Here is a 24794-nt window from a genome sequence, read left to right as displayed (position 1 = left end):
TGGCCTTAAGTGTTGCGTCGCTCGGAGGAAGAGTTAATCTCCGGGCGACGCAACACTTAAGGCCAAGCCGGGAAGACTCTGCGGCGTCGCGGGGTGATTCGCGCAGGATTCGACGGCGCCGGAATGGTGCGGCGCGGCGTGACGGGACCCTCCACGGCCGCCGGGTCGGCGCCGAATGATCGGCGGGTGACTTGACCCCTGCCCCGCCCTCGCGCGTTGTCGGCCCATGCTGCTTCAGTTCTTCACCGCCCTGCGCGAGGCGAAGGTTCCCGTCACCCTCAAGGAGTACCTCGTGCTCCTCGGGGCGATGGAGCGCGATCTGCCGGGCAAGAGCGTCGAGGAGTTCTACTTCCTCTCCCGCACGGCGCTGGTGAAGGACGAGGCGCATCTCGACCGGTTCGACCGGGTGTTCGGCAGCGTGTTCAAGGGGCTGGAGACCGTCGGCGAGGCGGTGGACGCGGTGCCGATCCCCGAGGAGTGGCTGCGCAAGCTCGCGGAGAAATACCTCACCGAGGAGGAGAAGGCGCAGCTGAAGGCGCTCGGCTGGGACAAGCTGTTCGAGACCCTGAAGCAGCGCCTCGCGGAGCAGAAGGGCCGCCACCAGGGCGGCTCGAAATGGATCGGCACCGGGGGCACCTCCCCCTTCGGCGCCTACGGCTACAACCCGGAGGGCATCCGCATCGGCCAGGACGGCAACCGGAACTTCCGGGCGGTGAAGGTCTGGGACCGGCGCGATTTCCGCGATTTCGACGATACCGCCGAGATCGGCGCCCGCACCATGCGCCTCGCCCTGCGCCGCCTGCGCCGCTTCGCCCGCACCGGGGCGGCGGACGAACTCGACCTCGACGGCACCATCCGGGCGAGCGCCCGCCAGGGCTATATCGACGTGAAGATGCGCCCCGAGCGGCGCAACGCGGTGAAGGTGCTGCTCTTCCTCGACGTCGGCGGCTCGATGGACTGGCACATCGAGCAGGCGCAGGCCCTGTTCTCCGCCGCACGCTCGGAGTTCAAGCACCTCGTCCACTTCTACTTCCACAATTGCGTCTACGAGGGCGTCTGGACGCAGAACGCGCGGCGCCACGACGCCCGCACGCCGGTGCAGGAGGTGATCCGCACCTACGGCAGCGATTACCGGGTGGTGTTCGTGGGCGACGCGTCCATGAGCCCCTATGAGATCGCCGTGCCGGGGGGCTCGGTGGAGCACTGGAACGAGGAGCCCGGCGCCGCGTGGCTCGGGCGTCTCCTCGACCACTTCCCCAAGGCGGCGTGGCTCAACCCCGTGCCCGAGACCCACTGGGCCTACACGCAGTCGATCAGCATGGTGCAGCGCCTGATGGCCGGCCGGATGTTCCCGCTCACCCTGGAAGGGCTCGACAGCGCCGCCAGGACGCTGGTGCGCTGAGAGCCCCGGGTTTCCAAAGGGATCATCCCTTTGGCGGGTCCAGGGCGGAGCCCTGCGTTCCAGGGGCCTTGCCCCTGGACCCCACCAAAGGACTCGCCCTTTGGGAACCCCGACTTCACCCCTGCTGGGCGGGGGTCGCGACCTTGAGGCCGTCGAGCTCGGGGGTGATCTTGATCTGGCAGGACAGGCGAGAATTCTCGCGCACGTCGGTGGCGAAATCGAGCATGTCCTGCTCCATGTCCTGAGCCTTGCCGACCGTGTCGATCCAGGCGTCGTCGACATAGACGTGGCAGGTGGCGCAGGCGCAGGCGCCGCCGCATTCCGCGTCGATGCCGGGCACGCTGTTGCGCAGCGCCGTCTCCATCACGGTGGCGCCGACGCTGCCCTCGACCGTCCGCTCCGTTCCGGCGTGATCGACGTAGGTGATCTTCGGCATGCTCAGGGCTCCTCCGCGCGCACCGGGCGGCGATACCTAAGTGGCGGCTCGGCGGGCGGCGGCCACTGCTTGGAGGCTCGGAGGGCGGAAAGCAAGCGGATCGACGCCCGGCGAGTGAGACCTTTCGAAGCCTGCCCCGTCCGGAACCCGCCTCCGTCTCCGCATCACCCCTCGCGGGCGATCTCGTCCAGGGCGGCCTCGGCGGCGCGGGCGAGGGCGGCGACGGCCTCCTCGGAGCCCGGGTCGCCGCTGCGCAGGCGGGCCTCGGCCACGTCGGCCAGCGCCCGGACCCGCGCCGCGCCGATGCCGGCGGCCGCACCCTTCAGGGTATGGGCCGCATCGGCCCGCGCGACGGGCCCGGCCCGGACGTCCGCGGCGGCGTGCAGGAGCGAGCGGCACTCGGCGGCGAAGAGGCCGAGCACCTCGCGGGCGAGCTCCCGATCCCCGCCGGTCTGCGCATCGAGGGCGCTCCGGTCGATTTCATCCATCGGCGACCCCGCAATCCACATCTCAAGCGCCGGCACGGCCCTGTCCGTGCCTCGCACTTCGGGCCGGTCCCTGTCACCATGGGGAGGCCCCTCGGATCGGTCACGGTAACCATTCCGTTAAGGTTTCCTGGGGTCGGCCGCCCGGCCCGGTATCGGGGTACGGTGCCGGCCGGTAGGCTCGAGTGGTAAACGGGGTGTTGCGTCTTCGGCGTGCGAGCGCCGAACCCGTGCGTGCGAGGCGTTGGATGGCGACCGACAAGAAGCTGAAGGACCCGGCCGAGGCCGCTCTCTCAGCCATCGAGCAGGCCCTGAGCCTCGACTCCCTGATCCGGGAGGGCGGGGCTCGGGCGGAGCCGCGCCTGCCCGAAGTCGGCGACACGATGCAGGAGGCGGGCATCGCCCGCGATCCGTCGGGACGTCAGGCCCCTCCCCGCCTCGAACTCGGCGGCCCGGCCGGCGGTCCCCAGGATCCGCCCCTCGCCTCCGACGTCCCCTCCCCCGACCTCGACCGGCCCCGGCGCGAGGGCGGCCTGCTGCCGCCCGACCGTTCCCTCGTGGCGAACGACGACCGGCGCAACATCGGCATCCTCCAGCAGACCCTGCGCGCCCGCCCCTCGCGCAAGCCCTACCTCGTCGCCCTCGTCCTCGGCCTCGCCTGGATTGGGGGCCTCACCGCCGCCGCCTGGGCCCAGTCCGACGGCGATCTACGCGCCTTCGTGACCAGCCTCTCGCCCCTGCAGGCGATGGGCGTCGCCTCGGCGCTGGCGGGCCCGGTCATCCTGTTCGTGGTGGCGGCCATGCTCGCCGTGCGCGCCCACGAGATGCGTCTCGTCGCCCGCGCGGTGGGCGAGGTCGCCGTGCGCCTCGCGGAGCCGGAGGGCTTCTCCACGGACGCGGTCCTGACCATGTCGCAGACCGTCCGCCGCGAGGTCGCCGCCGTGGGCGACGGGGTGGAGCGGGCGCTGGCCCGCGCCGGCGAGCTGGAGACCCTGGTCCGGGGCGAGATCGCCACCCTGGAGCGGGCCTATTCCGACAACGAGATCCGCATTCGCTCCCTGGTGGAGGAACTAGTCGCCCAGCGCGAGGCGATCGTCACCAACGCCGAGCGGGTCCGCGGGGCCATCGCGGGCTCGCACCAGAACCTCAGCCAAGAACTCGACGGGGCGGCCCAGCGCATCGTGTCGGCCCTCGACGGCGCGGGCGAGCGCGTGACCGGCGCCCTCGACGCGCGGGGCGCGGCCCTCACCGCCACCCTCGGCGAGGTCGGCGACCGGGTCGTGGACAAGATGGACGGGCGCGGCGAGGCGCTGATCGAACGGCTGGCCGCCACGGGCACGGAGGTCCGAGAGGGGCTCCGGGGCGTCGGCTCCGACCTGATCGAGACCTTCCGGGCGCAGACGGCCGACCTGACCGGCAGCTTCGAGACCACCGGCCGGGGCCTGACCGACGCCTTCGAGACCACCGGCCGGAGCCTCACCGGCAGCCTCGCCGAGAGCGCGGGTCGGGTCTCCGAGGCCCTCACCGCCACGGGCTCCGAAGTGGGCGCCGTCATCGAGCGCCAGAGCCTCGCCGTGCGCGAGAGCTTCGAGCGGTCCGCGAGCACCCTGGAGGGGGCGTTCCTCTCCCGCGGCACCGAGTTGACGGACCGCTTCGCGGCCACCGGCGCCGACATCACCGAGCGGTTCGTGCAGGCCGGCACCGCCTTCACGGCCGACCTCGCCGACCGGGGCGCGGCCCTGCGCACCGAGATCGAGGGCGCCGGGCGCGACATCGCCGGCACCATCGCGGCGAGCGGGCGCAACGCCCAGGAGGGCCTGACCCAGGCCGCCGACGGGGCGGCCGTGGCCCTCGCAAGCCGCGCGGACGCGGTGCGCGACGAACTGATCGCCGCCGCCGAGCGCCTGGGCGAGACCGTCGCCGGGCGCGGCGGCGAGCTGACCGAGCGGATCGAGGGCATCGCCGGCCGCCTGCACGAGACCATCGCCATCGACGGCGCCGCCCTCGAGTCGCGCCTCGACGCGGCGGCCGAGCGGGCCGGCGGCCTGCTCGCGGGCCGTACCCGCGAGGCGGCCGAGGGGCTGGAATCCGCCTTCGCCGCCCTCGGCCGGGGCTTCGAGACCGGGGCCGGCGACGCCGTGCGCACCCTGCGCGACACGGTGGAGCACCTGTCCGGGGAGATCGACGGCCGGGCGGCCGAAGCCGCCGCGCGGCTCACCGAGGGGCTCGTCGCCCTGCGGCTCGCCTCCACCGAGACCACGGGCGCCGTCGAGGCCGAGGCCACGGCCCTGCTCACCCGCTTCCGCGAGGCCGCCGACGAGGCGGGCCGCGAATTCGGCGTCCGGGGCGAGTCCGCCGCCGCCGACCTGCGCCGCGCCCTCGACGGGCTCGGCCGGGAGCTCGCGACCCGCACGGACGAGACCACGGGCGCCCTGGAGCGCGCCGCCGCCCAGGTGGCCGCCGACCTCTCCACCCGCCTCGGCGAGATCGAGGCGACCTTCGGTGCCCATGGCCGCGACGTGTCGCAGCTGCTCTCCACCCATGCGGAGGAGACGCACGCCCGCATCGCCGGCACCGGCCGCGACATCGTGCTCGCCGTGGCGAGCCAGGGCGCCAAGATCGCCGAGACCCTCGACCGCACCGGCGAGAGCCTGACCGAGACCGCCGACGGGCGTGTCCGGGCGATCGAGGAGGTGATGGGCAGCCGCCTCGCCGCCCTCCAGGACGTGATCGCCCGCGGCGACATCCTCGCCGACCGGATCAGCCGCGACACCACCGCGCTGGGCGACACCGTGGGCGCCCAGCTCGACGAGGTGAACCGCCTCCTCACCGACCGGGGGCAGGCCGTGGCGGAGACCATCGCCGACCGCGCCCGGGAGGCCGGGGCGCTCATCGAGACCCATCTCGGCACCCTGGAGGAGCGTTCCGCCAAGCGCACGAGCGAGGTGGCCGAAACCTTCGCCACCCTGGTCGGCCACGTGGACGGCCAGCTCGGCACCCGGGCGACCGCCCTGAGCGAGGCGCTGGCCGCCCGCGCCGGGGAAATGGCCCGCATCATGAGCGAGGGCAGCCGCGACCTCGTCCAGGCCGTGGAGGCGCGCCTCGCCGAGGCCGCCCGCGACCTCGACGCCCGGTCCTCCGGCTTCAACGCCGAGCTGGAGCGCCGCACGGCGGCGATCGCCACCGCCCTCGACGCGGGGGCCGAACGCTTCGACGGCACCGTGCTGCGGCGCCTGGACGAGATCAGCGCCAACCTCGACGAGCGCGCCCGCCTCGTGGACGAGAGCTTCGGCTCGCAGGCCTTCGAGGCGATCCGCCTCATCGAGGCGCGCACCCGCGCCGTCGATGCCGAGTTGGCGCAGCGCACCCGCGACCTCGTGCAGGCGATCGAGGACCGCACCGGCGGCATCGACGCCGCCATGGGCGAGCGCGTGGCGGCCCTGACCGGGGCCGTCGCGGAGCACACCCGCGCCCTCGATTCCTCCCTGGCGGAGCGGGGCGAGGAGATCGCCCGCCTCGTGGCCGAGCGCGCCGCCACCGCCGACGCGGCCCTGGTGGCCCGGACGGAGGAGGTGCGCCTCGCCTTCAGCGAGCGGTCGGACCTGCTGGGCCGCCTGATCGACGAGCGGACGGCCGTGATGGCCAGGGAGCTCGACGAGAAGGGCCGGGCGGTGTTCGGCGTCATCGGCGACCGGATCACCGAGCTCGCCCGCCTGTTCGACAGCGGCAGCACCTCACTCGCCGACCTCATCGGCGGCCGGGGCGAGAGCGTCCTCGCCAAGCTGCAGCAGACCATCGCCGACGCCGAGCGGATGCTGGGCGAGGGCGAGGGCCGCCTCGGGCACACGCTGGCCACCCGCACCGCCGACATCAGCGGGATGCTGGACGAGGGCGTGCGCTCCGTCCACACCCTCCTCGACGACCGCACCAGCCAGATCCGTACGATGCTGGACGGGCACGCGCAGACCCTCGTCGAGACCCTCGACGGGCGCACGGGCCCCCTCAGCGAGGCCCTCGACGGCCGTGGCCGCGATCTCGTGGAGACCCTCGAGCGCTCCCTCGGCACGGCGGCCGGCGCCCTGGAGTCCCGCACCGAGGCCCTCGGCAACCTGTTCGACTCGCGCCTCGGGCGCCTGGAGGAACTGGTGGAGGGCCGGGGCACCCGCCTCGCGGAAACCCTGGACGCCCGCGCCCAGGGCCTGCGCAGCCTGTTCGAGGAGGCCCAGGCCACCCTCGACGCGGCGGTGGAGGACGGCAGCGGCCGGTTCGCCACCTCCGTGGATGCCAGGCTGCAGGCCCTGCGCACCCTGCTGGAGGAGGCGCCCGCCGCCGTCGCCGCGCTGGTGGAGGGCCGGGAGCGCCAGCTCGCCGCCACCCTCGACACGCGCACACAGCGCCTGCGCGCCCTGTTCGAGGAGGCCCAGGACGGCCTGCGCGACCTCGTGGAGGCCCGGGGCGGCGAGATCGCCGACCAGATCAAGACCCAGGCCGACGCCATGCGCAGCCTCCTCGATGAGGCGCCCGCCGGCGTCGCGGGCCTGTTCGACACCCGGATCGCCAGCCTGCAGACGACCTTCGACGAGGCGCGGGCGGCCATCGAGGGTCTGCTCGACTCCCGCAGCCGCGGCCTGATCGACGCCGCCGAGGAGCGCACCGGCGCCATCGCGGAGGTGTTCGACGCGCGGGTCCGCGACCTCGAGAGCGTGGTGGAGGGCCGCACCGCCGACCTCACCCGCGAGGTCGAGGCCCGGGCCGAGGCCTTCAGCCAGCGCATCGACGGGCGGATGCGCCTGTTCGCCACCCTCGTGGGCCAGCGCGCCGACGCCCTCGCCACGGCCTTCGACGAGCGGCACGACGCCTTCGCCGGGCTCATGGACGAGCGCACCAGCGGGCTCGGGACCTTCCTCGACGACCGCGCGCGGCTCTACGCCGAGCAGGTCGAGGCCCATACGGGCGCCATCGCCGCGATCCTGGCGACGCGCGAGGCGACGCTCGCCGCCCTCATGGACCGGCGCGCGGAGGCCATGGGCGTCAGCTTCGAGCGCCGGGCCGAGGCGCTGGGTGCCCTGGTGGACGCCCGCGGCGAGGCCCTGGCGCGCCGCCTCGCGGAGAGCGCCGAGATCCTCGTCCGGGCGATCGAGGAGCGCGGCGGGGACCTGCTGGCGGGCTTCACCGCCAACGGGCGCACGATCTCCAGCGAAGTCGAAGGCCATGTGGCGCGGTTCCGCGAGGCCGTCGACGGGCCGATGCGCAGCCTCGCCGATGCCCTGTCCGACCGGGCCGGGGCCATCGAGCACGCGCTGGCCGAGACCGGCCTGCCCCTCGCCGAGACCCTGCGCATCAACACCGAGCGGCTCGCCATTCAGGCCCGCGCCTCCGCCGAGATCCTGCGGGCAGCCGTGGACGAGGGTGCCGGCCGGACGCTCGGCGACCTCGCCGAGACCAACGACCGCCTCGCCCGGGAACTCGGCGGCGTGCTCGCCCGGGTCGAGGGCGCCAACGCGGCGCTCACCGACCTCGTGGCCGGGGCGGACGCCAATTTCGGCGCCATCGAGCACAGCCTCGCGGGCCGGGTGGAGTCGATCCAGACGGCGCTGGTGCAGGTGGCCGACGAGGCCGGGCGCGCCGGCTCCGCGGTGTCGGCGCAGGTCGTCGCCCTGCAGGACGTCTCCCAGGGCGCCCTGCGCGAGGCCGCCAGCCTCGCGCGGACGCTGGACGAGCGCGGCCGGTCGCTGGGCGAACTCACCCAGCGCCACGTGGCGGCCCTCGACGGGGCGGCGGAGTCCCTCGGCGCGGTCGAGTCCCGGCTGTCCACCGTGCTGGCCGAGCGGGAGCGGGCGCTCGCCGCCACGCTCGCCGACTTCGAGGCCCGGGCGGAGACCCTGGAGAGCCGCGGGACGACCTTCGCCGGGACCCTCGACCGGATCCTGCGGGACGCCGAGATGCGGGCGCGGGCGCTGGGCGAGTCCCTCGCCCGGTCCGCCGAAGGGGCGGGGGCGCAGGTTGCCGGGGCCTTCGACGGTCTCAAGGGCGATGCCGACGCCGAGGCGGAACGGGTCGCCGCGAGCGTCCGCGCCGCCCTCGACACCGCCGCGCGGGAGATGCGCGACGGCCTGACCGAGGCGCAGAGCCAGTTCGGTGAATCCGTCACCGGCCTGCGTGAGATGGCGGCCTCGATCCGCACGGAACTCGACGCGACGCGGGCGGACCTCGCCCGGGGCGTGCTCGAACTGCCGCGCAAGACCCAGGATGCGGCGGGCGAGATGCGGCGGGTCGTCAGCGACCAGATCAAGGCGCTGAACGAGCTGTCGTCCCTCGTCGCCCGCAGCGGGCGCGCGGTGGACGTGGCGCAGCCCGTCGCCCAGCCGCAGCGCCGGGTGGCGGAGACGGGGGGGCGCTCCACTGCCCTGTCGTCGGCGCCGGCCGCGGCGCCCCCGGCCACGCCTGCGCCCGTCACCGCGACGGCCGCGCCTGCGGCCGCCCCGGTGGCCGCTCCCGCTCTGGTGGCGGCACCGTCGGCGGCTTCCTTGCCCGCCGCCCCCGCGCCGGCCCGCACGGCGGCTCCGGCCCGGTTCGAGCCGCGCACGGCGAGTTCGGCCCCGCCTCCGCCCCCGGCGTCCTCCGGCGGCAACGCCAACAAGCGGGGCTGGCTCTCCGACCTGCTGACGCGCGTCTCCCTCGACGACGAGGCCGAGAACCCGACGCAGGGGGCGCCCGCCGCTCCTGCGGCCCCGGCCACCCCGGCCCGCAGCGCGCAGGCCCGGCCCGCCGGGCAGGGCGCCGCCTCCACCGGGGCGGCGGGGCCCAAGCCCGCCGCCGAGACCGGGCGGATCGCCCTCGACACGATCTCCACCGACATCGCGCGGATGATCGAGCACCGGACCGCCGTCGATCTGTGGGACCGGTACCGCCGGGGCGAGCCGAACCTGTTCACGACGAAGATCTACACGGCGCAGGGGCAGGCGACCTTCGCCGAGATCCAGCGCCGGTACCGGTCGGACCAGGAGTTCCGCCGGAGCGTGGACCGCTACGTCAGCGAGTTCGAGCGCCTGCTCGCCGACGTGGTCAAGAACGACCCCGACGCCAAGCGGACCGACGCCTACCTCACCTCGGAGACCGGCAAGGTCTACACCATGCTCGCCCACGCGAGCGGGCGGTTCGAGGGCGCGTGAGCATCGGTCTCGAAAGTCGCCTCGTTTCCCCCGCGACCTCATCCTGAGGCGCCGGAGCGCGGCGGAGGCCTCGAAGGAGACCTCCAGAAGGCGCAGCGTCCTCTGGAGTCCTCCTTCGAGGCGGCTTCGCCGCACCTCATCGTCTGGCCGGAAAGGCCGCTTCCCCTCCGTCTTTGCGAGCGGAGCGAAGCAATCCAGGGATGCGCCACGGTCGGAAACGGCCCGTTACCCTGGAGTGCTTCGCTCCGCTCGCAAAGACGAGGAGGGCTTCATGGGCCGCCAGGACCTTCTCGGCCAGTCTCTCAGGATGAGGGGTGAGGGGATGGGATCGGGCGGCTCTGAGCCCGGGCTCCGAGAGCCGAACCTCCCGTGATCCTTCGATCACGGGACGGGCGCCCGGTGCGGCGGTCCCGTTCATCCTGTTGGGAGCCGCTTCGTCCGCCGGCGTTGAGCGAGGCGCGGTTTCGCGGCATGATTTGCGCAGTGCACACTGCCTCTTCGACGCCGATGGGAACGCCGTGAACAGTCTAAAATTCGGAACGAGCGGCCTCCGCGGTCTGGTGACGGAACTCGTGGGCTGGCCGAGCTACGCCTATGCCGGCGCCTTCTTCCGCTCGGTGGCCGCCGGGGGCGCGAGCCGTGAGGTCGTGATCGGCCGCGACCTGCGCGACAGCAGCGAGGGCATCGCCGCCACGGTCGCGGCGGCGGCCACCTCTGCGGGACTCACGCCGGTGGATTGCGGCGCCCTGCCGACCCCGGCCCTGGCGCTGGAGGCGATGCGGCGCGGCGCCTTCGCCGTGATGGTCACGGGCAGCCACATCCCGGAGGACCGCAACGGCCTGAAGTTCTACCGGCCCGACGGCGAGATCACCAAGGCGGACGAGGCGGCGATCCTGGCCGCCCTGGGCGACGTGGCGGGCGGCGGCGAGGTTCCCGCCACGCCCCCGGCCGCGCGGGAGCCCGATGCCATCGCCCGCTACCGCAGCCGCTACGGCGGGGCCTTCCCGGCGGATCTCCTGGCCGGGTTGCGCATCGCCGTCTACCAGCAGAGCTCGGTGGCCCGCGACGTGCTGGCCGACCTCCTGGCCGGTCTCGGCGCCACGGCCGAGCCCATCGGCCGGGCGGACCGCTTCGTGCCCATCGACACCGAGGCGCACCGCCCCGAGGACGTGGCCTATATCCGCGACGCCATGGCGGCGGGCGCCTACGACGCCCTCGTCACCACCGATGGCGATGCCGACCGGCCCCTCGTGGCGGACGGCACCGGCCGGATCCTGCGCGGCGACATCCTCGGCCTGATCACCGCCCGCTTCCTCGGCGCGGACGCGGTCGTGGTGCCGGTCACGGCGGGCTCGGCGCTGGAGAGCGCGGGCGGCTTCGGCCGGGTCATCCGCACGAAGGTCGGCTCGCCCTTCGTCATCGCGGGCATGGAGGAGGCCCGCCGCGACGGTGCGCGGGTGGTGGCGGGGTTCGAGGCCAATGGCGGCTTCCTCCTGGGCTCCGACGTCACGCTCCCCGGCGGCACCCTGCCCGCCCTGCCGACCCGCGACGCGGTTCTGCCGATCGTGGCGACGCTCGCCGCAGCCAAGGCGGCCGGTACCAGCCTCGCCGCCCTCGTCGCCTCCCTCGACGCGGGCGAGATGGCGAGCGACCGCCTGCCGGAGACGCCCTCGGACCTCAGCTCCGCCTTCCTCCGGCGCCTCACCGACGACGCCTTCGCCCGCGACTTCCTCGCGCCCCTCGGTGCGCCGCAGGCGGTGGACCAGCGCGACGGCGTCCGGATCGAGCTGGGCGGGGGCCGGACCATCCACTTCCGGGCCTCCGGCAACGCCCCGGAACTGCGCTGCTACGCGGAGGCCAAGACCGCCGCCGCAGCGCAGGAGATCGTCGCCTGGGGCCTCAAGGCCGCCGCCGCCGCGATGGGACGATAAGGGGTTTCGAAAGGGCAAGCCCCTTCGCGGGTGCAGGGCGGCGCCCCGCACGGACCCAGGGGCTTTGCCCCTGGACCCCACCAAAGGACTCGTCCTTTGGGATCCTGGATTGTCAGAGCAATCCGAGGGAGGCGAGTTCGCGGCGGAGCGTTTCCGGCATCTCGCCCACCTCGGCGCTGCCCTCCCCGAGGTCGGCCGGGGCGTCCTTCGCCGTCAGGTAGCGCCAGCCCTGGAAGGGGCGGCAGGGCCGGGGGACCACCGGCACCAAGCCCTCGCCCAGCACGATCCGGCAGCGGGGAATCCCGTCCTCGCCGGTGAGCGGCTCCAGGGCGAGGATCGCCTGGCGGCAGCACAAGCTGCCGCGGATCACCCAGTAGATCGATCCCTTGCCCGCGATCTCGCGGTGCCGTTTCGGCAGGGTGCGGGTGACATGGACCGGGTTCGGGCGCTGGCCCTCGCGCAGGGCGCGCTCCCGAAAGGCGGCGTGACGGTCGGCGAGATCGGCGATCGAGGCCGGGCCGACGCTGAGCTTGATGAGATGCAGCACCACGGCAGGGAGGGGGCGAGCGGCAGGGGCCTCCTCTTAGAGCATTTCGCGCCGGGAGGTTCCGGGAAGCTTCCTGGCCGCGGCGAGGTCCGTGACACGCTCCTGGAGCCATGGCCGATCGGGATGGCTCACGTGGCTCGCAGAGGCGACCAGGGATCCATCGACGGGTGCGGCTGAACCCGATCGGCTCCGGCTTCAGACGAAGGCGGCGAGGCGCGCCTCCGGCGACATGGCGTCGAGGGCGGCGATGGTGAGGGCGGGGGGATCGGTGAGGATGAAGTCGAGCGTGTCCGTCCCCGCCGGCACCCCGGCCCCGTCGTCCTCCGGCGCCGCCGCCTCGGGCAACGGTTCCTCCGGGAGCGGTTCCTCGGGCAACAGATCCTCGGGGTGATCGCCGGAGAGCATCGCCTCCAGGGTGACGCCCTCCTCGCCCGGCGCGTCCACGTTCCACTCCACCGCGTCGGCCCCGTCCTCTGCGGCGTCGGCGAGGGTGTCCGTCACCGGGCTCGTCACGGGCACGAAGACGATGTCCTCGTGGAGGGCGGGGCTGCCCGGGCGGGCGGTGAGGGCGGCCGCCGTCACGGCGGGAACCCCCATGGCGATGTAGCGGTCGACGTCGGACTGGTCGAGTTCGGCGGCGGACGGGCCGTCACCGGGCAGGCGCGCCTTGGCCGCGTTCGGCGGCGGGGGCACGCCGTCCCCTTCCCGGCCCCAGATCCCGATCATCGCCGCGATCCGCTCCTCCAGGTAGCGGAGGGTGTCGATGATCCGCGCGGTGCGCTGGGCGGTGAGGTCCTGGAAGGAGCAGGCGGTGTAGATCGTGGTGGCGTGACGGTCGAGGGTCTCGCAGAGCTCGGGCTCGACATGGCGCTCGCGGAGCGTCCAGGCCGCCTCCTGCACGGATTCGGCGGCGCTCAAAATCTCGGAGGTGGCCTGCTCGGTGGAGCGGACGATGGCGTCCAGAGCCTCCGAGGCGGAGGCGAGGCGCGTCCGCTCGGCATTCTCGTCGCGGATGGCCGCGATCTCGGCTTTGGTCCGGCTGATCGCCTCGGCCATCTCCACGAGGCCGCCGCGCAGGCTGCCGGAGAGGGCGGCGGGACGCTCGCTGGTGACGGCCTGCTCCAGCCGCTCGATGGCGCTCAGGACGGTGCGGGTTTCCTCCACGCGGGAGCGGCGGCCGTGCTCGGCCAGGAACCAGCGACCCCGCTCGCTGGCGGAGATCGTCGATTCGATGGCCGCGTACTCGGCATCGTCGATCACGCTCGCGACAGGCAAACCGGCCATCGTCTCCGTTTCCGCCTCGGCCCTTTCGGGCTCGGGTTCCGGGCTCGGGACCCGCGGGGCGACCCAGGGTTTCCGACGAAGCCCGAGATTGACACATCGGGCTTAACACCGGCTTACGACGGGACGCCCACTCCTCCCCGCCCTCATCCCCGGCATCCCCGTGCGAGCCTCCCCCGGCGCGTGGCGCCTGTCGCTGCTCTACGCCGTCGTCTTCACCGAGATCGGCATCGCCATGCCGTTCATGCCCGTTTGGCTCGCCACCCTCGGGCTCGATGCGGGCGTGATCGGCCTGTTGCTCGCCCTGCCGATCGCCACGCGGATCGCCGCCACGGCCCCGCTGATGGCCCTGATCGACCGGGGCCTCGGCGCGCGGCGGCTGATCGTGCGCGGCAGCCTCGGCGTGGCGCTGACCTACGCCGCGATGGCCCCCGCTTCGGGCTTCGGCTGGCCCATGCTCGCCGTCCTCACCGTGCTCAACGCCGTGGCGGCGGCGCCGATGGTGCCCTCCATCGACTACCTGACGCTGGCCGCCTCCCGGCGGGACCCGCGGCTCGCCTATTCCCGCATCCGCATGGCGGGCTCCATCGCCTTCCTCATCGCCAACCTCGCGGGCGGGGGCCTGCTGGCGCTCCTCGGCGAGCGCCTCGCCGTCCCGCTCCTGCTCACCGGCCTCGCCCTGATCGCGAGCGCCGTCGCCCGCCTCGACCCGACCCCCGCCGAGCCGCCCCGGCGCGCCGCCGCCGGCCCCTCCCCGGCCCTGCCCCGGCGGCTGTGGCTGTGCATCGCCGCCGCCGGGACGATCCAGGCGAGCCATGCCGCGATCTACGGCTTCGGCAGCATCAGCTGGACGGCCCACGGGATCGGCCCCACCGCCATCGGCGCCCTGTGGGCGACGGGCGTGCTGTCGGAGATCGTCCTGTTCGCCCTCGCGCCCCGCCTGCCGGCGGCGTGGCGGGGGCCGGTGTCCCTCCTCGCCCTCGGGGGCGGGGCCGCCCTCCTCCGGGCGGTGGGCCTGTTCCTCGTGGGCGACCGGCTGGAGACCCTGGTTCCGCTCCAGGCGCTCCACGGCCTCACCTTCGGCGCGACGCAGCTCGGGGCCATGGCCGCCGTCTCCGCCCTGTCGCCCGAGGGCGCGCGGGGGCGGGCGCAGGGCACCCTGTCGGCGGTGAATGCCGGGATCGCGGTCGCCGCGACGCTGGCGAGCGGGCTGATCTACAGGCACGCCGGCGCGGGGGTGTTCCTCGCCATGGCACCGCTCGCCGCCTGCGGCCTCGCCCTGGCCTTTCTGGCCGGGCGCGCGGGTGAAGAGATTCGTCAACCCTAATGTGGTCATAACCTCGGACCAGAGTCGCCGCGATCGCGCGGTGTCCGGCCGCACGGACGGGAACGTCACGCTTGAGGCGTGTCGCGCCCTTCGCCGGCCGGAACGCGGCACCCCTGGGAAGCGGAATCCACCCGTGAAGGACACCGGCCCGTGCTGACCGAAGGGCTCGCCCAAGTACACGCCCAAGCCCGGGTCCCGGCCCCCGCTCCCGCTTCGCTGGACGAGGCGGGGGGCGGCGTGCTGCAGCTCGGCGGGCGCTGGACCGCCGACCAGGCGCCCTCCGTCGAGGCCGCCGCCGCGCGGATCGCGGCCTCGGGCGCGCGGGCGGACGTCACCGTCGATCTCGGCGCCGTGGAGCGGCTCGACACCCTCGGCGCCTGGGTGCTGGAGCGGACCCGCGCCGAGGTCGAGGCGGCGGGCGGGCGCCTCGCCTATGCCAGGGTCCGGCCGGAGCACCGCACCCTCCTCGGGGAGGTGACGATGCGCGGGGCGGCCCCTCCCCCGCCCCGGCGCCTGTCCCCGCCCATCGCCCTCCTCGACGGGCTCGGGCGGCAGACCGCCAGCGCCGGGCGCCAGTTCGTCGTCGCCACCGCCTTCCTCGGCGAGGTGGTCGCCGCCTGCGGCCGGGTCGCCCTGCGGCCGGGCAGCTTCCGGGGAACGGCGCTCGTCAACCAGCTCCAGCAGATGGCCCTCAACGGGGCGCCCATCATCGTCCTGATCTCCTTCCTCGTCGGTGGCATCGTCGCCCAGCAGGGCATCTTCCAGTTGCAGCGCTTCGGCGCCCAGACCTTCGTCGTGAACCTGATCGGCCTGCTGATCCTGCGGGAACTCGGGGTGCTGCTCACGGCGATCATGGTGGCGGGCCGCTCCGGCTCGGCCATCACCGCCGAGATCGGCTCCATGCGGATGCGCGAGGAGGTGGACGCCCTGAAGGTCATGGGCCTCGACGCCACGGAGATCCTGATCGTCCCCCGCATCCTCGCCCTGATGATCGGCCTGCCGATGCTGACCCTCATCGGCGACCTCGCGGCGCTGGCCGGCGGCGGCCTGACGGCGATGGTCTATGGCGGGCTGACCCTCGACCAGTTCCTCGCCCGCCTCCAGGCCGCGGTGGGCGTGCATCACGTCACTGTGGGCCTGATCAAGGCGCCGTTCATGGCGCTAATCATCGGGCTCATCGCCACCATCGAGGGCTTCGCCGTGGAGGGATCGGCGGAATCCCTCGGGCGCCACGTCACGGCCTCAGTCGTGAAGTCCATCTTCATGGTCATCGTCCTCGATGGCCTCTTCGCGGTGTTCTTCGCCGCCATCGACTTTTGAGACCCGCCTCCTCGATGCCATCCACTCCGTCATCGCGAGCGCAGCGAAGCGACCCAGGGCGGCGCCATGGAGGGAAGCGGCCCGCTTCCCTGGATTGCTTCGCCGCGCTCGCCAGGACGGGTGGGGCCGTGGAGGAGGGCCGGTGACCGAGTCCGAAGACAACATCATCCGGGTGCGCGACCTCGTGGTCGGCTTCCGCGACAAGACCATCCTGAAGGGCCTCTCCCTCGACATCCGCCGGGGCGAGATCCTGGGCTTCGTCGGCCCCTCGGGCCAGGGCAAGTCGGTGCTGACGCGCACCATCCTCGGCCTCGTGCCGAAGCGCTCAGGTCTGATCGAGGTCTTCGGCCGCGACGTGGACGGGCTCACCTACGCCGAGCGGCGGCGGATGGAGACGCGCTGGGGCGTGCTGTTCCAGCAGGGCGCCCTGTTCTCTTCGCTCACCGTGAAGCAGAACATCCAGGTGCCGATGCGCGAGCACCTGAAGCTCTCCGAGCGGCTGCTCGACGAGTTCGCCCGGCTGAAGATCGAGATGGTCGGCCTCAAGCCGGACGCCGCCGACAAGCTGCCCTCCGAACTCTCCGGCGGCATGATCAAGCGCGCCGCGCTGGCCCGCTCCCTGGCGCTCGACCCGGAGATCCTGTTCCTCGACGAGCCGACCTCGGGCCTCGACCCGATCGGCGCGGGCGAGTTCGACGACCTCGTCTCCACCCTCAAGGAGACGCTGGGCCTGACCGTGTTCATGGTCACCCACGACCTCGACAGCCTCTACACCGCCTGCGACCGCATCGCGGCCCTGGGCGACGGCCAGATCATCGCCGCCGGCACGGTGGAGGAGATGCTGGAGAACCCTCACCCCTGGTTGCGCTCCTACTTCCACGGCAAGCGCGCCCGCGCCATCGCGGGCGGACCTTCCGCCGTGCGGGAGACGCACCGGGACCCCTTCGCCGCAGCGACCGGAGGCTGACCTCATGGAAACCCGCGCGAACTACGCCCTGATCGGGGCCTTCACCCTCGCCGTCATCCTGGCCGGATTCGGCTTCACCCTGTGGCTCGCCGGCGGCTCGTCCCGGCAGGTGAGCGAGAGCGTGCGGATCGTGTTCTCGGGCTCCGTCGGCGGCCTGTCGCGCGGGTCGAGCGTGACCTTCAACGGCATCAAGGTCGGCGAGGTCACCGACATCCACCTCGCGCCGCAGGATCCCCGCCGGGTGCTGGCCATGGTTAGGGTCGAGCCCTCGACGCCCCTCAAGGCCGACACCCGCGCCCGGCTCGACTCGGCGATGCTGACGGGCGTCTCGGTGATCGCGCTCACCGGCGGCGACGCCGACGCGCCGCCCCTGAAGCCGGGCGCCAACGGCGAACCCGCGACGATCTTCGCCCAGGCCTCCGACATCCAGGACATGATGGGCCTCGCCCGGCAGATCGCCCAGCGGGCGGACGAGATGCTCTCGCGCCTCGACCGGGTGGTCGCCGGCAACGAGGGGGCGATCAACCGGGCGATGGCCAACGTCGAGACCTTCTCGAAGACGCTGGCGGATGCCGGCCCCTCCATCGTGACCCTGGTGAAGGCGGTGGACGGCAACCGCCTCGCCCACATGGTCGACAACGTCGACAAGTTCTCCACCGCGATGGCGCAGTCGAGCCCCGACATCGAGGCCGGCCTCCACGACGCCCGGACGCTCGCCGCCAAGCTCAATGCCTCCGCCGACCGCATCGACGGGGTGCTGAAGGGCGCCGAGGGCTTCCTCGGCTCCGCCTCGGGCAAGGAGGGATCGAGCACCTTCGCGGAGATCCGCGAGGCGGCGATCTCGGTGCGCGACGCGGGCCGGGCCTTCCGCGCCATGTCCGAGAACCTCGACAAGCGCACCGCCAGCATCACCACCAGCGTCGGCCGCCTCTCCGGCAGCGGGCGCCGGGAGGTGGAGGCCCTGTCCGGCGACGGACAGCGGACGCTGGGCACCCTCAACCGGACCGTGCGCAGCCTGGAGAAGGACCCGTCGCAGGTCCTGTTCGGCGGCAAGCCGTCGTTGCCGGAATACAACGGTGGCCGATGAAAGTCGCGGCAAGCTTGTCTTTGTGTGAGGCCGCACGGCACGGTTGCCGGTATGGACTACTTTCGCCGGCATAGCTTCGGAGTCCCGTCGCCCTGCGGCGGGACGTGACAGGTTGTGCGTATGAACCGTCTCGTCTCCTTTCCGGCGGCGCTGCTGCTCGCCGCCGCCCTCGGCGGTTGCGGCGGCTCGGCGCCCCTCACCTTCGACCTCGCGGCCCTGCCCGTGGGCGGGCGCCCCGCCGTGACGGGCCGGGCCATCGTCGTCGCGGAACCGGTCGGCATCCAGCCCTTCGAGGCGGACCGGATCATCGTGCGGCAGGCGGGTGGTTCCCTCTCCTTCCTCGGCGGCGGCCAATGGGCCGACCGGCTGCCCCGCCTGATCCAGACGCGGATGATCCAGAGCCTGGAGAATGCCGGGCGCCTGCGCTCCGTGAGCCGCCCCGGCGACAAGGTGGTGGCCGACTACCAGCTCATCAGCGAGATCCGGGCCTTCGACATCCAGACCGCCACGGGCGAGGCGGTGGTCGACCTGTCGGTGAAGCTCGTGGCCGACGGCACCGGCCGCGTCACGGCGGCGCGCATCTTCACCGCGCGGGTGCCGGTGGCCTCCATCGATGCCGGCGCGGGCGCCCAGGCCCTCGACCGGGCGCTGGTCACGGTGCTCGGCGACATCGTGCGCTGGGTGAATACGGGGCGGTAAACCGAGGATCCCGGAGGACAAGTCCTTCGGTGGGGCCCAGGGGCGACGCCCCTGGGCTTTCGCAGGGCTCCGCCCTGCACCCGCGAAAGGGCTCGCCCTTTCGAGGCTCCGATTACTCCATCACCGCCGCCTTCATGATGACGACCATCATCGCCCGGCCGGGCCCCTCGGTGCAGCGGACCCGGTGGGGCCGGTCGCAGCGGTAGCGCAAGGTCTCGCCCGCGCGGGCGCGCTGGATCGCGCCGCCGACCTCGACCTCGAAGGCCCCCTCCGTCACCGAGAGGGATTCCACCGAGCCGCGCTGGTGCGGATCCGAGTCGAGCACCCCGCCGGGGTCGGCGCCGACCTCGTACCATTGCAGCCACTCGACGGTCTTGATCCAGCCGACGATGGCGAGACGGACCTTGCCGTCGTCCGAGACGAGGATCGGCGTGTCGGCGCGGGAGCTCTTCTCGATGAAGGGCTCCTCGTCGCCGGTGGCCAGCACCCGCTCGATCGACACGTCCAGCGCCTGGGACAGGCGCCAGATCGTGGCCAGCGTCGGGTTGGTCTCGTTGCGCTCGATCTGGCTGATGATCGACTTGGCGACGCCCGACTGCTCCGCGAGGTCCGACAGCGACAGGTTGTAGGCCTTGCGCAGGCGCTGGATCGTCTTGCCGAGTTGCCCCGACAGCGCCTGGGCGCCCGTCAGCAGGTCCCGCGTCCTGCCCCGTTCCGGCTGTTCCCGCATGATCCTTCGGTCCGTCCGGTCGTTCCGTTCATCGAACGATCGTACGCTTCTTCAAACGCAAACCGGTGACGGACGCAAGGTGATGGGGGCGGGATCCGGCGAAGCGCGCTCCGTCTCGGTCCGCATGGTCCTGCGGGACCGCACCGTCATTGCGAGCGGAGCGAAGCAATCCAGGACAGCGGGACGCTCCAGAACGTGGCGGATCCCTGGATTGCTTCGCTCCGCTCGCAATGACGCGGCGAGCTCGTGCAGTGACGCACTCACTTCGTTCATGCGTGACTTACCTAGCTGATTGTTTTATCAACAATTTTTACAGTCTCGGCTGACGCCTCCGACTGGATCGATGCCCTAGGCCCACACCGCGTGGAAGTGGTGCACCGGGCCGTGCCCCTGCCCGATCGCCAGCCTGTCGGCGGCGCGCAGCGCGGCGGTGAGGTAGTCCTTCGCGGCCGTCACGGCCTCGTCGAGGGGCAGCCCCCGGGCGAGCCCGGCGGCGATGGCGGCCGAGAGGGTGCAACCGGTGCCGTGGGTGTTGCGGGTGGCGATCCGGGGTGCCGCGAGGCGCCGCCCCTCGCCCGAGGCCGTGACCAAGTGGTCCACGCTCTCGGGTCCGGTGCCGTGTCCGCCCTTCACCAGCACCGCGCGGGCGCCCAGCGCCAGGAGGCGGCGGGCGAGGCTCTCCGCCTCGGCCTCGTCGGGGATCCCCTCCCCGCCGAGCAGGACCGCCGCCTCGGGCAGGTTGGGGGTGATGAGATCGACCTGCGGCAGCAGCCGCTGCCGCAGCACGGCCACCGCCTCCTCCGCGATGAGCCGGTCGCCGCTGGTGGCGACCATCACCGGGTCGAGCACCACCGGGATGCGCGCGGCGTGCCGGGCGAGCCCGTCCGCGACCGCCGCGATCACGTCCGGCCGGGACAGCATCCCGATCTTCACCGCGCCGACCGTGAGGTCGGAGAACACGCTGTCGAGCTGGCTCGCCACGAAGGCCGCCGGCACGTCGTGGATCGCCTGGACGCCGCGGGTGTTCTGGGCCGTCAGGGCGGTGATCACGCTGGCGCCGTAGACCTTGAGCGCCGAGAAGGTCTTCAGGTCGGCCTGGATGCCGGCGCCGCCGCCGGAATCGGAGCCGGCGATGGTCAGGGCGATGGCGGTCATCGGGCCGTGCTCCGCGCGGCCAGCCCCGCATCGATGCGGTCCCGCAGGGCGCGGGCGCGCCCGGCCACGGACTCCGCCTTGAACAGGGAGGAGATCACCGCCACGCCGTCGGCCCCGGCGGCGATCACCTCGGCCACGTTGTCGAGGCCGATCCCGGCGATGGCGCCCACCGGCAGGCTCTGGCCCCGGGCGAGCCGCGCCCGGAACAGGATGCGCGTCAGCCCGACGAGGCCCACGGGCGGGTCGGGGTTGTCCTTGCTGGAGGTGGCGAAGACGCCGCCGATGCAGGCGTAGTCGATGGGGAGCCGGTAGAGTTCGTCCGCCTGCGCGGCGGTCTTCACGGTGAGCCCGATGATCGCCTCGCGCCCGAGCAGCCGCCGGGCGTCGGCCGGGTGCATGTCCGACTGGCCGAGATGGACGCCGTCCGCCCCGGCGGCCAGCGCGAGATCGACCCTGTCGTTGACGAGGAGCGGCACCCGGCCGCCCACCGCCGCCTGGATCGCCCGCAGCCTGTCGAGGGTTGCGCGGCAATCCGCGATGGTCTTCTCCCGGTACTGGAGGAGCGTGCAGCCTCCCGCCACCGCCTCGGCGCCGAGGCGGCCGAGCGCCGTCCCGTCGGTGCCCAGCACACCGACGTCGAGCAGGCCGTAGAGCCGGAGATCGACGCTGCGCGCGCCGCCCTCGGCCTGGCCGGTCGTGAGCCCTGCGGCCATACCCATTCTCCCCCTGACGGCGCCCGTCCGCGAGCGCCGTTCGAAACCGTCGGATCACCGACCCTCGCCGTCATTGCGAGCGGAGCGAAGCCATCCCGGGATGCGCCACGTCCTGAGGCGGCCCGCTGCCCCGGTTGGCTTCGCTGCGCGCGCCATGACGAGGAAGCGGGCGCGTCTCAATGATCCGAAGGCCGCTTTAGACCACGGGACGGAGCCCTGGAAAGCGCGCGGACCCGTCGCCCTGGAACCCGAGGCCCGGCAGGCGTATCTCACCGTCATTCCTTTCGACGGACACCCGCGACCATGACCGGAACCACCCGTTCGAGCGCCGACCTCGATCCCCGCCGCCGCCGCACCCTCTTCCGGGCGTGGCACCGGGGCATCCGCGAGATGGACCTGATCATGGGCCGCTTCGCCGACGCCGAGATCGGCTCCCTCTCCGAGGACGAACTGAACGACTTCGAGGCGCTGATCGAGGTGCCAGACCGGGACCTGTTCAAGTGGCTCACCGGCGAGGCCGAGACGCCCTCGAACTACGACACCCCCGTCTGGCGCCGCCTGCGCGACTTCCACCGGCACGACGCGCCGATTCATTCGTAGACCGCGGACCCGACACCCTGCAGTCATTGCGAGCGCAGCGAAGCAATCCAGGGATACGCTACGTCCGGAAGCGTCCCGCTACCCTGGATTGCTTCGCTGCGCTCGCAAAGACGGTGGGGAGCTTCCGCGCTTGTCCGCGTGCGCCCGATGCGGCAAAGGCAACCGCGCATGGGCCGCGCCTCCGCGGCCCCAGCCGAGCCGATTCGATGCACGACATCCGCGCCATCCGGGAGAACCCGGACGCCTTCGACCGCGACCTCGCCCGCCGGGGCCTCGCGCCCCTGTCGTCCGAGCTGATCGCCCTCGACGAGGCGCGGAAAGGCGCGGTCTCGGCCGCGCAGGCCAATCAGGAGCGGCGCAACGCCCTCGCCAAGGAGATCGGCGGCGCCAAGAAGGCCAAGGACGAGGCCCGCGCCGCCGCCCTGATGGCCGAGGTCGCCGCCCTCAAGGAGGCCGGCCCCGGCCTGGAGCAGGCGCAAGCGGAGGCCGCCAAGGCCCTCGACGCCCGGCTCGCCGCCATCCCCAACCGCCCCAAGGCGGACGTGCCCGAGGGGGCCGACGAGCACGGCAACGTCGAGTACCGCAGCCACGCCTCCACCCGCGAGCGCCTGACCGAGGGCAAGGAGCATTTCGAGATCGGCGAGGCCATGGGCCTCATGGATTTCGAGACGGCGGCCAAGCTCTCCGGTTCCCGCTTCGTGGTGCTGAAAGGCCAGCTCGCCCGGCTGGAGCGGGCGCTCGGCCAGTTCATGCTCGACCTGCACACGCAGGAGCACGGCTACACCGAGGTCGCCCCGCCGATCATGGTCCGCGACGAGGCGATGTTCGGCACGGCGCAGCTGCCGAAGTTCGAGGACGACCAGTTCGCCGTCCTCGACGGCGAGGCCCTGCGCGGTACCGCCGGGACCGAGCAGCCCCGCCGCTGGCTCGTCCCCACCGCCGAGGTGCCCCTGACCAACCTCGTCCGCGAGGCGATCCTGCGCGAGGAGGAACTGCCGCTCCGCTTCACCGCCCTCACCCCCTGCTTCCGCGCCGAGGCCGGGGCGGCGGGCCGCGACACCCGCGGGATGCTGCGCCAGCACCAGTTCAACAAGGTCGAGCTCGTTTCGATCACCACGCCCGAGAATTCCGCCGACGAGCACGAGCGGATGCTCACCAGCGCCGAGGCGGTCCTCAAAAAGCTCGACCTGCCCTACCGCGTCATGACGCTCTGCACCGGCGACATGGGCTTCGCGAGCCAGAAGACCTACGACATCGAGGTCTGGGTGCCGGGCCAGAAGACCCACCGGGAGATCTCCTCCTGCTCGGTCTGCGGCGATTTCCAGGCCCGGCGGATGAACGCCCGCTACCGGGGCAAGGACGGCAAGCCCGCCTTCGTGCATACCCTCAACGGCTCGGGCGTGGCGGTGGGTCGCGCCCTCATCGCCGTCTTGGAGAACTACCAGAACCCCGACGGGAGCGTCACGGTCCCGTCCGTGCTCGCGCCCTATATGGGCGGCCTCCACCGGATCGAAGGACCCCGCTGATGCGCATCCTCGTCACCAACGACGACGGCATCCACGCCCCCGGCCTCGCCACCCTGGAGGAGATCGCCCGGGAGCTCTCGGACGACGTCTGGGTGGTGGCGCCCGAGAGCGACCAGTCCGGCGTGTCGCACTCGCTCTCGCTCAACGATCCCCTGCGCCTGCGGCAGGCGGGCGAGACCCGCTTCGCCGTGAAGGGCACGCCCTCCGATTGCGTGATCCTCGGCATCCGCCACATCCTCGCGGAGAAGGGGCCGGACCTCGTCCTCTCGGGCGTCAACCGCGGCCAGAACGTCGCCGAGGACGTGACCTATTCCGGCACCATCGCGGCGGCGATGGAGGGGACGATCCTCGGCGTGCGCTCCATTGCGTTGAGCCAAGCCTACGGCGCGGGCGGGCGCCACGCCCTCAAGTGGGACTGCGCCCGGACCCACGGACCGAGCGTGATCCGCAAGATCCTCGACACCGGCATCGAGCCCGGCATCCTCGTGAACGTGAACTTCCCCGATTGCGAGCCCGACGCGGTGAAGGGCATCGCGGTGGCCGCGCAGGGCTTCCGCAATCAGGCGTTGCTCTCCATCGACGCCCGCACCGATGGCCGCGGCAACCCGTATTTCTGGCTGGCCTTCGCGAAGGCCCGGTTCGAGCCGGGCCACGGCTCCGACCTCAAGGCCATCGCCGAGCATCGCATCAGCGTCACGCCGCTTCGCCTCGACCTCACCGACGAGCCCACGCTGACGCGCTTCGCCCAGGCCTTCGAGGCGTGACGGCCGACGGGTCCGATCACGCGATCGGCAACGCCGCCTTCGTCCTGGCGCTGCGCGAGAAGGGCCTGCGGGACACGGGCGTGCTGCGGGCGATGGAACGGGTGCCCCGGGAGGCCTTCGCCGCCCCCGGCCTCCGGGAGCAGGCTTGGCGGGACATTGCCCTCCCCCTGCCCTGCGGCGCGACGATGACCGCGCCCTCCACCGTGGCGATCATGCTCTCCCGCCTCAAGGTCGGGGCCGGGCAGAGGGTGCTGGAGATCGGCACCGGCTCCGGCTACGTCACCGCCCTCCTCGACCAACTGGGCGCCGGGGCGGTGCTCAGCCTCGAGCGCTACCGCACGCTCGCGGAGGACGCCACCGCCCGGCTCGGCGGGCGGGAGGAGGTCCGCATCGTCCACGCCGACGCCCTCGCCCCGGCCCTGCCGGACGGCGGGTTCGACCGCATCCTCGTCAACGGCTGCGTCGCTTCGGTGCCGGAGCACTGGCTCGCGGCCCTGGAGCCGGACGGGCGCCTCGTCACGGGGCTCGCCATCGGCCACATCGCCACCTTCACGCCGGACGGCGCCTGCGAGACGGGGCCGGCGTTGCGCCTGCCGGAGCTGGTGCCGGGGCTCGCGCGGGTGCTGTGACATTGTCACCGGTCTCCAGAGGG

Annotated in this window: 19 protein-coding genes; 12 read left to right on the top strand and 7 right to left on the bottom strand. The window is 73.0% G+C overall.

Annotation, left to right across the window (positions count from 1 at the left end):
• Positions 1-226: 226 nt before the first annotated feature.
• On the top strand, positions 227-1402 hold the full coding sequence (locus MFF06_RS17345; protein WP_238206216.1) for a vWA domain-containing protein: 1176 nt from the start codon (positions 227-229) through the stop codon (positions 1400-1402).
• Between the two features lie 115 nt (positions 1403-1517).
• On the opposite strand, the gene MFF06_RS17340 is transcribed toward MFF06_RS17345, so the two are convergent.
• Both MFF06_RS17340 and MFF06_RS17335 read right to left on the bottom strand, forming a co-directional pair.
• A complete protein-coding gene (locus tag MFF06_RS17340; RefSeq protein ID WP_238206213.1) occupies positions 1518-1838 on the bottom strand; it encodes a 2Fe-2S iron-sulfur cluster-binding protein in 321 nt (106 codons plus the stop codon).
• A 164-nt stretch (positions 1839-2002) separates the two neighbouring features.
• Complete coding sequence (locus MFF06_RS17335; RefSeq protein ID WP_238206211.1) at positions 2003-2326, bottom strand: Hpt domain-containing protein; 324 nt, start codon at positions 2324-2326, stop codon at positions 2003-2005.
• A 245-nt stretch (positions 2327-2571) separates the two neighbouring features.
• On the opposite strand from MFF06_RS17335, the gene MFF06_RS17330 reads away from it, so the two are divergent.
• Positions 2572-9495 (top strand): apolipoprotein A-IV repeat region-like domain-containing protein, encoded by a 6924-nt coding sequence (locus MFF06_RS17330; protein WP_238206210.1) that lies wholly within the window; start codon positions 2572-2574, stop codon positions 9493-9495.
• A 518-nt stretch (positions 9496-10013) separates the two neighbouring features.
• Positions 10014-11426, top strand: a complete 1413-nt coding sequence (locus MFF06_RS17325) for a phosphohexomutase domain-containing protein (RefSeq protein WP_238206208.1) — start codon at positions 10014-10016, stop codon at positions 11424-11426.
• Between the two features lie 112 nt (positions 11427-11538).
• On the opposite strand, the gene MFF06_RS17320 is transcribed toward MFF06_RS17325, so the two are convergent.
• Positions 11539-11976, bottom strand: coding sequence for a DUF1489 family protein (locus MFF06_RS17320; RefSeq protein ID WP_238206206.1), 438 nt, complete (start codon positions 11974-11976; stop codon positions 11539-11541).
• Positions 11977-12168: 192 nt separating this feature from the next.
• The gene (locus MFF06_RS17315; protein ID WP_238206204.1) at positions 12169-13257 is read right to left on the bottom strand and encodes a hypothetical protein; all 1089 of its coding nucleotides are present in this window, start codon (positions 13255-13257) and stop codon (positions 12169-12171) included.
• A 160-nt stretch (positions 13258-13417) separates the two neighbouring features.
• Here MFF06_RS17315 and MFF06_RS17310 point away from each other — a divergent pair, with 160 nt between their 5' ends.
• From MFF06_RS17310 to MFF06_RS17290, 5 genes are all read left to right on the top strand, one after another.
• The gene (locus MFF06_RS17310) at positions 13418-14581 is read left to right on the top strand and encodes an MFS transporter (protein WP_238206202.1); all 1164 of its coding nucleotides are present in this window, start codon (positions 13418-13420) and stop codon (positions 14579-14581) included.
• Between the two features lie 150 nt (positions 14582-14731).
• Complete coding sequence (locus MFF06_RS17305) at positions 14732-15901, top strand: ABC transporter permease (RefSeq protein ID WP_370876644.1); 1170 nt, start codon at positions 14732-14734, stop codon at positions 15899-15901.
• 142 nt (positions 15902-16043) lie between these two features.
• Complete coding sequence (locus MFF06_RS17300; RefSeq protein ID WP_238206200.1) at positions 16044-16868, top strand: ABC transporter ATP-binding protein; 825 nt, start codon at positions 16044-16046, stop codon at positions 16866-16868.
• A 4-nt stretch (positions 16869-16872) separates the two neighbouring features.
• Positions 16873-17955 (top strand): MlaD family protein, encoded by a 1083-nt coding sequence (locus MFF06_RS17295; protein WP_238206198.1) that lies wholly within the window; start codon positions 16873-16875, stop codon positions 17953-17955.
• Between the two features lie 120 nt (positions 17956-18075).
• On the top strand, positions 18076-18654 hold the full coding sequence (locus MFF06_RS17290) for an ABC-type transport auxiliary lipoprotein family protein (protein ID WP_238206196.1): 579 nt from the start codon (positions 18076-18078) through the stop codon (positions 18652-18654).
• A 112-nt stretch (positions 18655-18766) separates the two neighbouring features.
• Here the strand turns inward: MFF06_RS17290 and MFF06_RS17285 are convergent, their stop codons facing one another.
• The 3 genes from MFF06_RS17285 to thiE form a co-directional block, all read right to left on the bottom strand.
• Positions 18767-19384 (bottom strand): helix-turn-helix domain-containing protein, encoded by a 618-nt coding sequence (locus MFF06_RS17285; RefSeq protein WP_238206190.1) that lies wholly within the window; start codon positions 19382-19384, stop codon positions 18767-18769.
• 348 nt (positions 19385-19732) lie between these two features.
• A complete protein-coding gene (gene thiD, locus MFF06_RS17280; RefSeq protein ID WP_238206189.1) occupies positions 19733-20539 on the bottom strand; it encodes a bifunctional hydroxymethylpyrimidine kinase/phosphomethylpyrimidine kinase in 807 nt (268 codons plus the stop codon).
• A complete protein-coding gene (gene thiE / locus MFF06_RS17275) occupies positions 20536-21258 on the bottom strand; it encodes a thiamine phosphate synthase (RefSeq protein WP_370876645.1) in 723 nt (240 codons plus the stop codon). The genes thiD and thiE overlap by 4 nt, the downstream gene beginning before the upstream one ends.
• A 297-nt stretch (positions 21259-21555) precedes the next feature.
• On the opposite strand from thiE, the gene MFF06_RS17270 reads away from it, so the two are divergent.
• The 4 genes from MFF06_RS17270 (at position 21556) to MFF06_RS17255 (ending at position 24771) form a co-directional block, all read left to right on the top strand.
• Complete coding sequence (locus tag MFF06_RS17270) at positions 21556-21852, top strand: FAD assembly factor SdhE (RefSeq protein WP_238206187.1); 297 nt, start codon at positions 21556-21558, stop codon at positions 21850-21852.
• Positions 21853-22058: 206 nt separating this feature from the next.
• The gene (serS, locus tag MFF06_RS17265) at positions 22059-23378 is read left to right on the top strand and encodes a serine--tRNA ligase (protein ID WP_238206186.1); all 1320 of its coding nucleotides are present in this window, start codon (positions 22059-22061) and stop codon (positions 23376-23378) included.
• On the top strand, positions 23378-24142 hold the full coding sequence (gene surE / locus MFF06_RS17260) for a 5'/3'-nucleotidase SurE (RefSeq protein WP_238206184.1): 765 nt from the start codon (positions 23378-23380) through the stop codon (positions 24140-24142). Before serS ends, surE begins: the two co-directional genes overlap by 1 nt.
• Entirely contained in the window at positions 24139-24771 is a 633-nt protein-coding gene (locus MFF06_RS17255; protein WP_238206182.1) for a protein-L-isoaspartate O-methyltransferase family protein, read from the top strand. Before surE ends, MFF06_RS17255 begins: the two co-directional genes overlap by 4 nt.
• The last annotated feature ends 23 nt before the right edge of the window (positions 24772-24794 follow it).

Source organism: Methylobacterium aerolatum (genome assembly GCF_022179085.1).
Lineage (GTDB): Bacteria > Pseudomonadota > Alphaproteobacteria > Rhizobiales > Beijerinckiaceae > Methylobacterium > Methylobacterium aerolatum.
Note: the sequence above shows the minus strand (reverse complement) of the source record. Positions and strands in the feature narration are given on the sequence as shown.

Excerpts from the sequence above, each read along its gene's own strand:
- MFF06_RS17330 (WP_238206210.1), top strand. The coding sequence starts at position 2,572 with ATGGCGACCGACAAGAAGCTGAAGGACCCGGCCGAGGCCGCTCTCTCA.
- MFF06_RS17335 (WP_238206211.1), bottom strand. The coding sequence starts at position 2,326 with ATGGATGAAATCGACCGGAGCGCCCTCGATGCGCAGACCGGCGGGGAT.
- MFF06_RS17285 (WP_238206190.1), bottom strand. The coding sequence starts at position 19,384 with ATGCGGGAACAGCCGGAACGGGGCAGGACGCGGGACCTGCTGACGGGC.
- MFF06_RS17315 (WP_238206204.1), bottom strand. The coding sequence starts at position 13,257 with ATGGCCGGTTTGCCTGTCGCGAGCGTGATCGACGATGCCGAGTACGCG.
- MFF06_RS17295 (WP_238206198.1), top strand. The coding sequence starts at position 16,873 with ATGGAAACCCGCGCGAACTACGCCCTGATCGGGGCCTTCACCCTCGCC.
- MFF06_RS17340 (WP_238206213.1), bottom strand. The coding sequence starts at position 1,838 with ATGCCGAAGATCACCTACGTCGATCACGCCGGAACGGAGCGGACGGTC.
- thiE (WP_370876645.1), bottom strand. The coding sequence starts at position 21,258 with ATGGGTATGGCCGCAGGGCTCACGACCGGCCAGGCCGAGGGCGGCGCG.
- surE (WP_238206184.1), top strand. The coding sequence starts at position 23,378 with ATGCGCATCCTCGTCACCAACGACGACGGCATCCACGCCCCCGGCCTC.
- MFF06_RS17290 (WP_238206196.1), top strand. The coding sequence starts at position 18,076 with ATGAACCGTCTCGTCTCCTTTCCGGCGGCGCTGCTGCTCGCCGCCGCC.
- MFF06_RS17270 (WP_238206187.1), top strand. The coding sequence starts at position 21,556 with ATGACCGGAACCACCCGTTCGAGCGCCGACCTCGATCCCCGCCGCCGC.
- MFF06_RS17345 (WP_238206216.1), top strand. The coding sequence starts at position 227 with ATGCTGCTTCAGTTCTTCACCGCCCTGCGCGAGGCGAAGGTTCCCGTC.
- thiD (WP_238206189.1), bottom strand. The coding sequence starts at position 20,539 with ATGACCGCCATCGCCCTGACCATCGCCGGCTCCGATTCCGGCGGCGGC.
- serS (WP_238206186.1), top strand. The coding sequence starts at position 22,059 with ATGCACGACATCCGCGCCATCCGGGAGAACCCGGACGCCTTCGACCGC.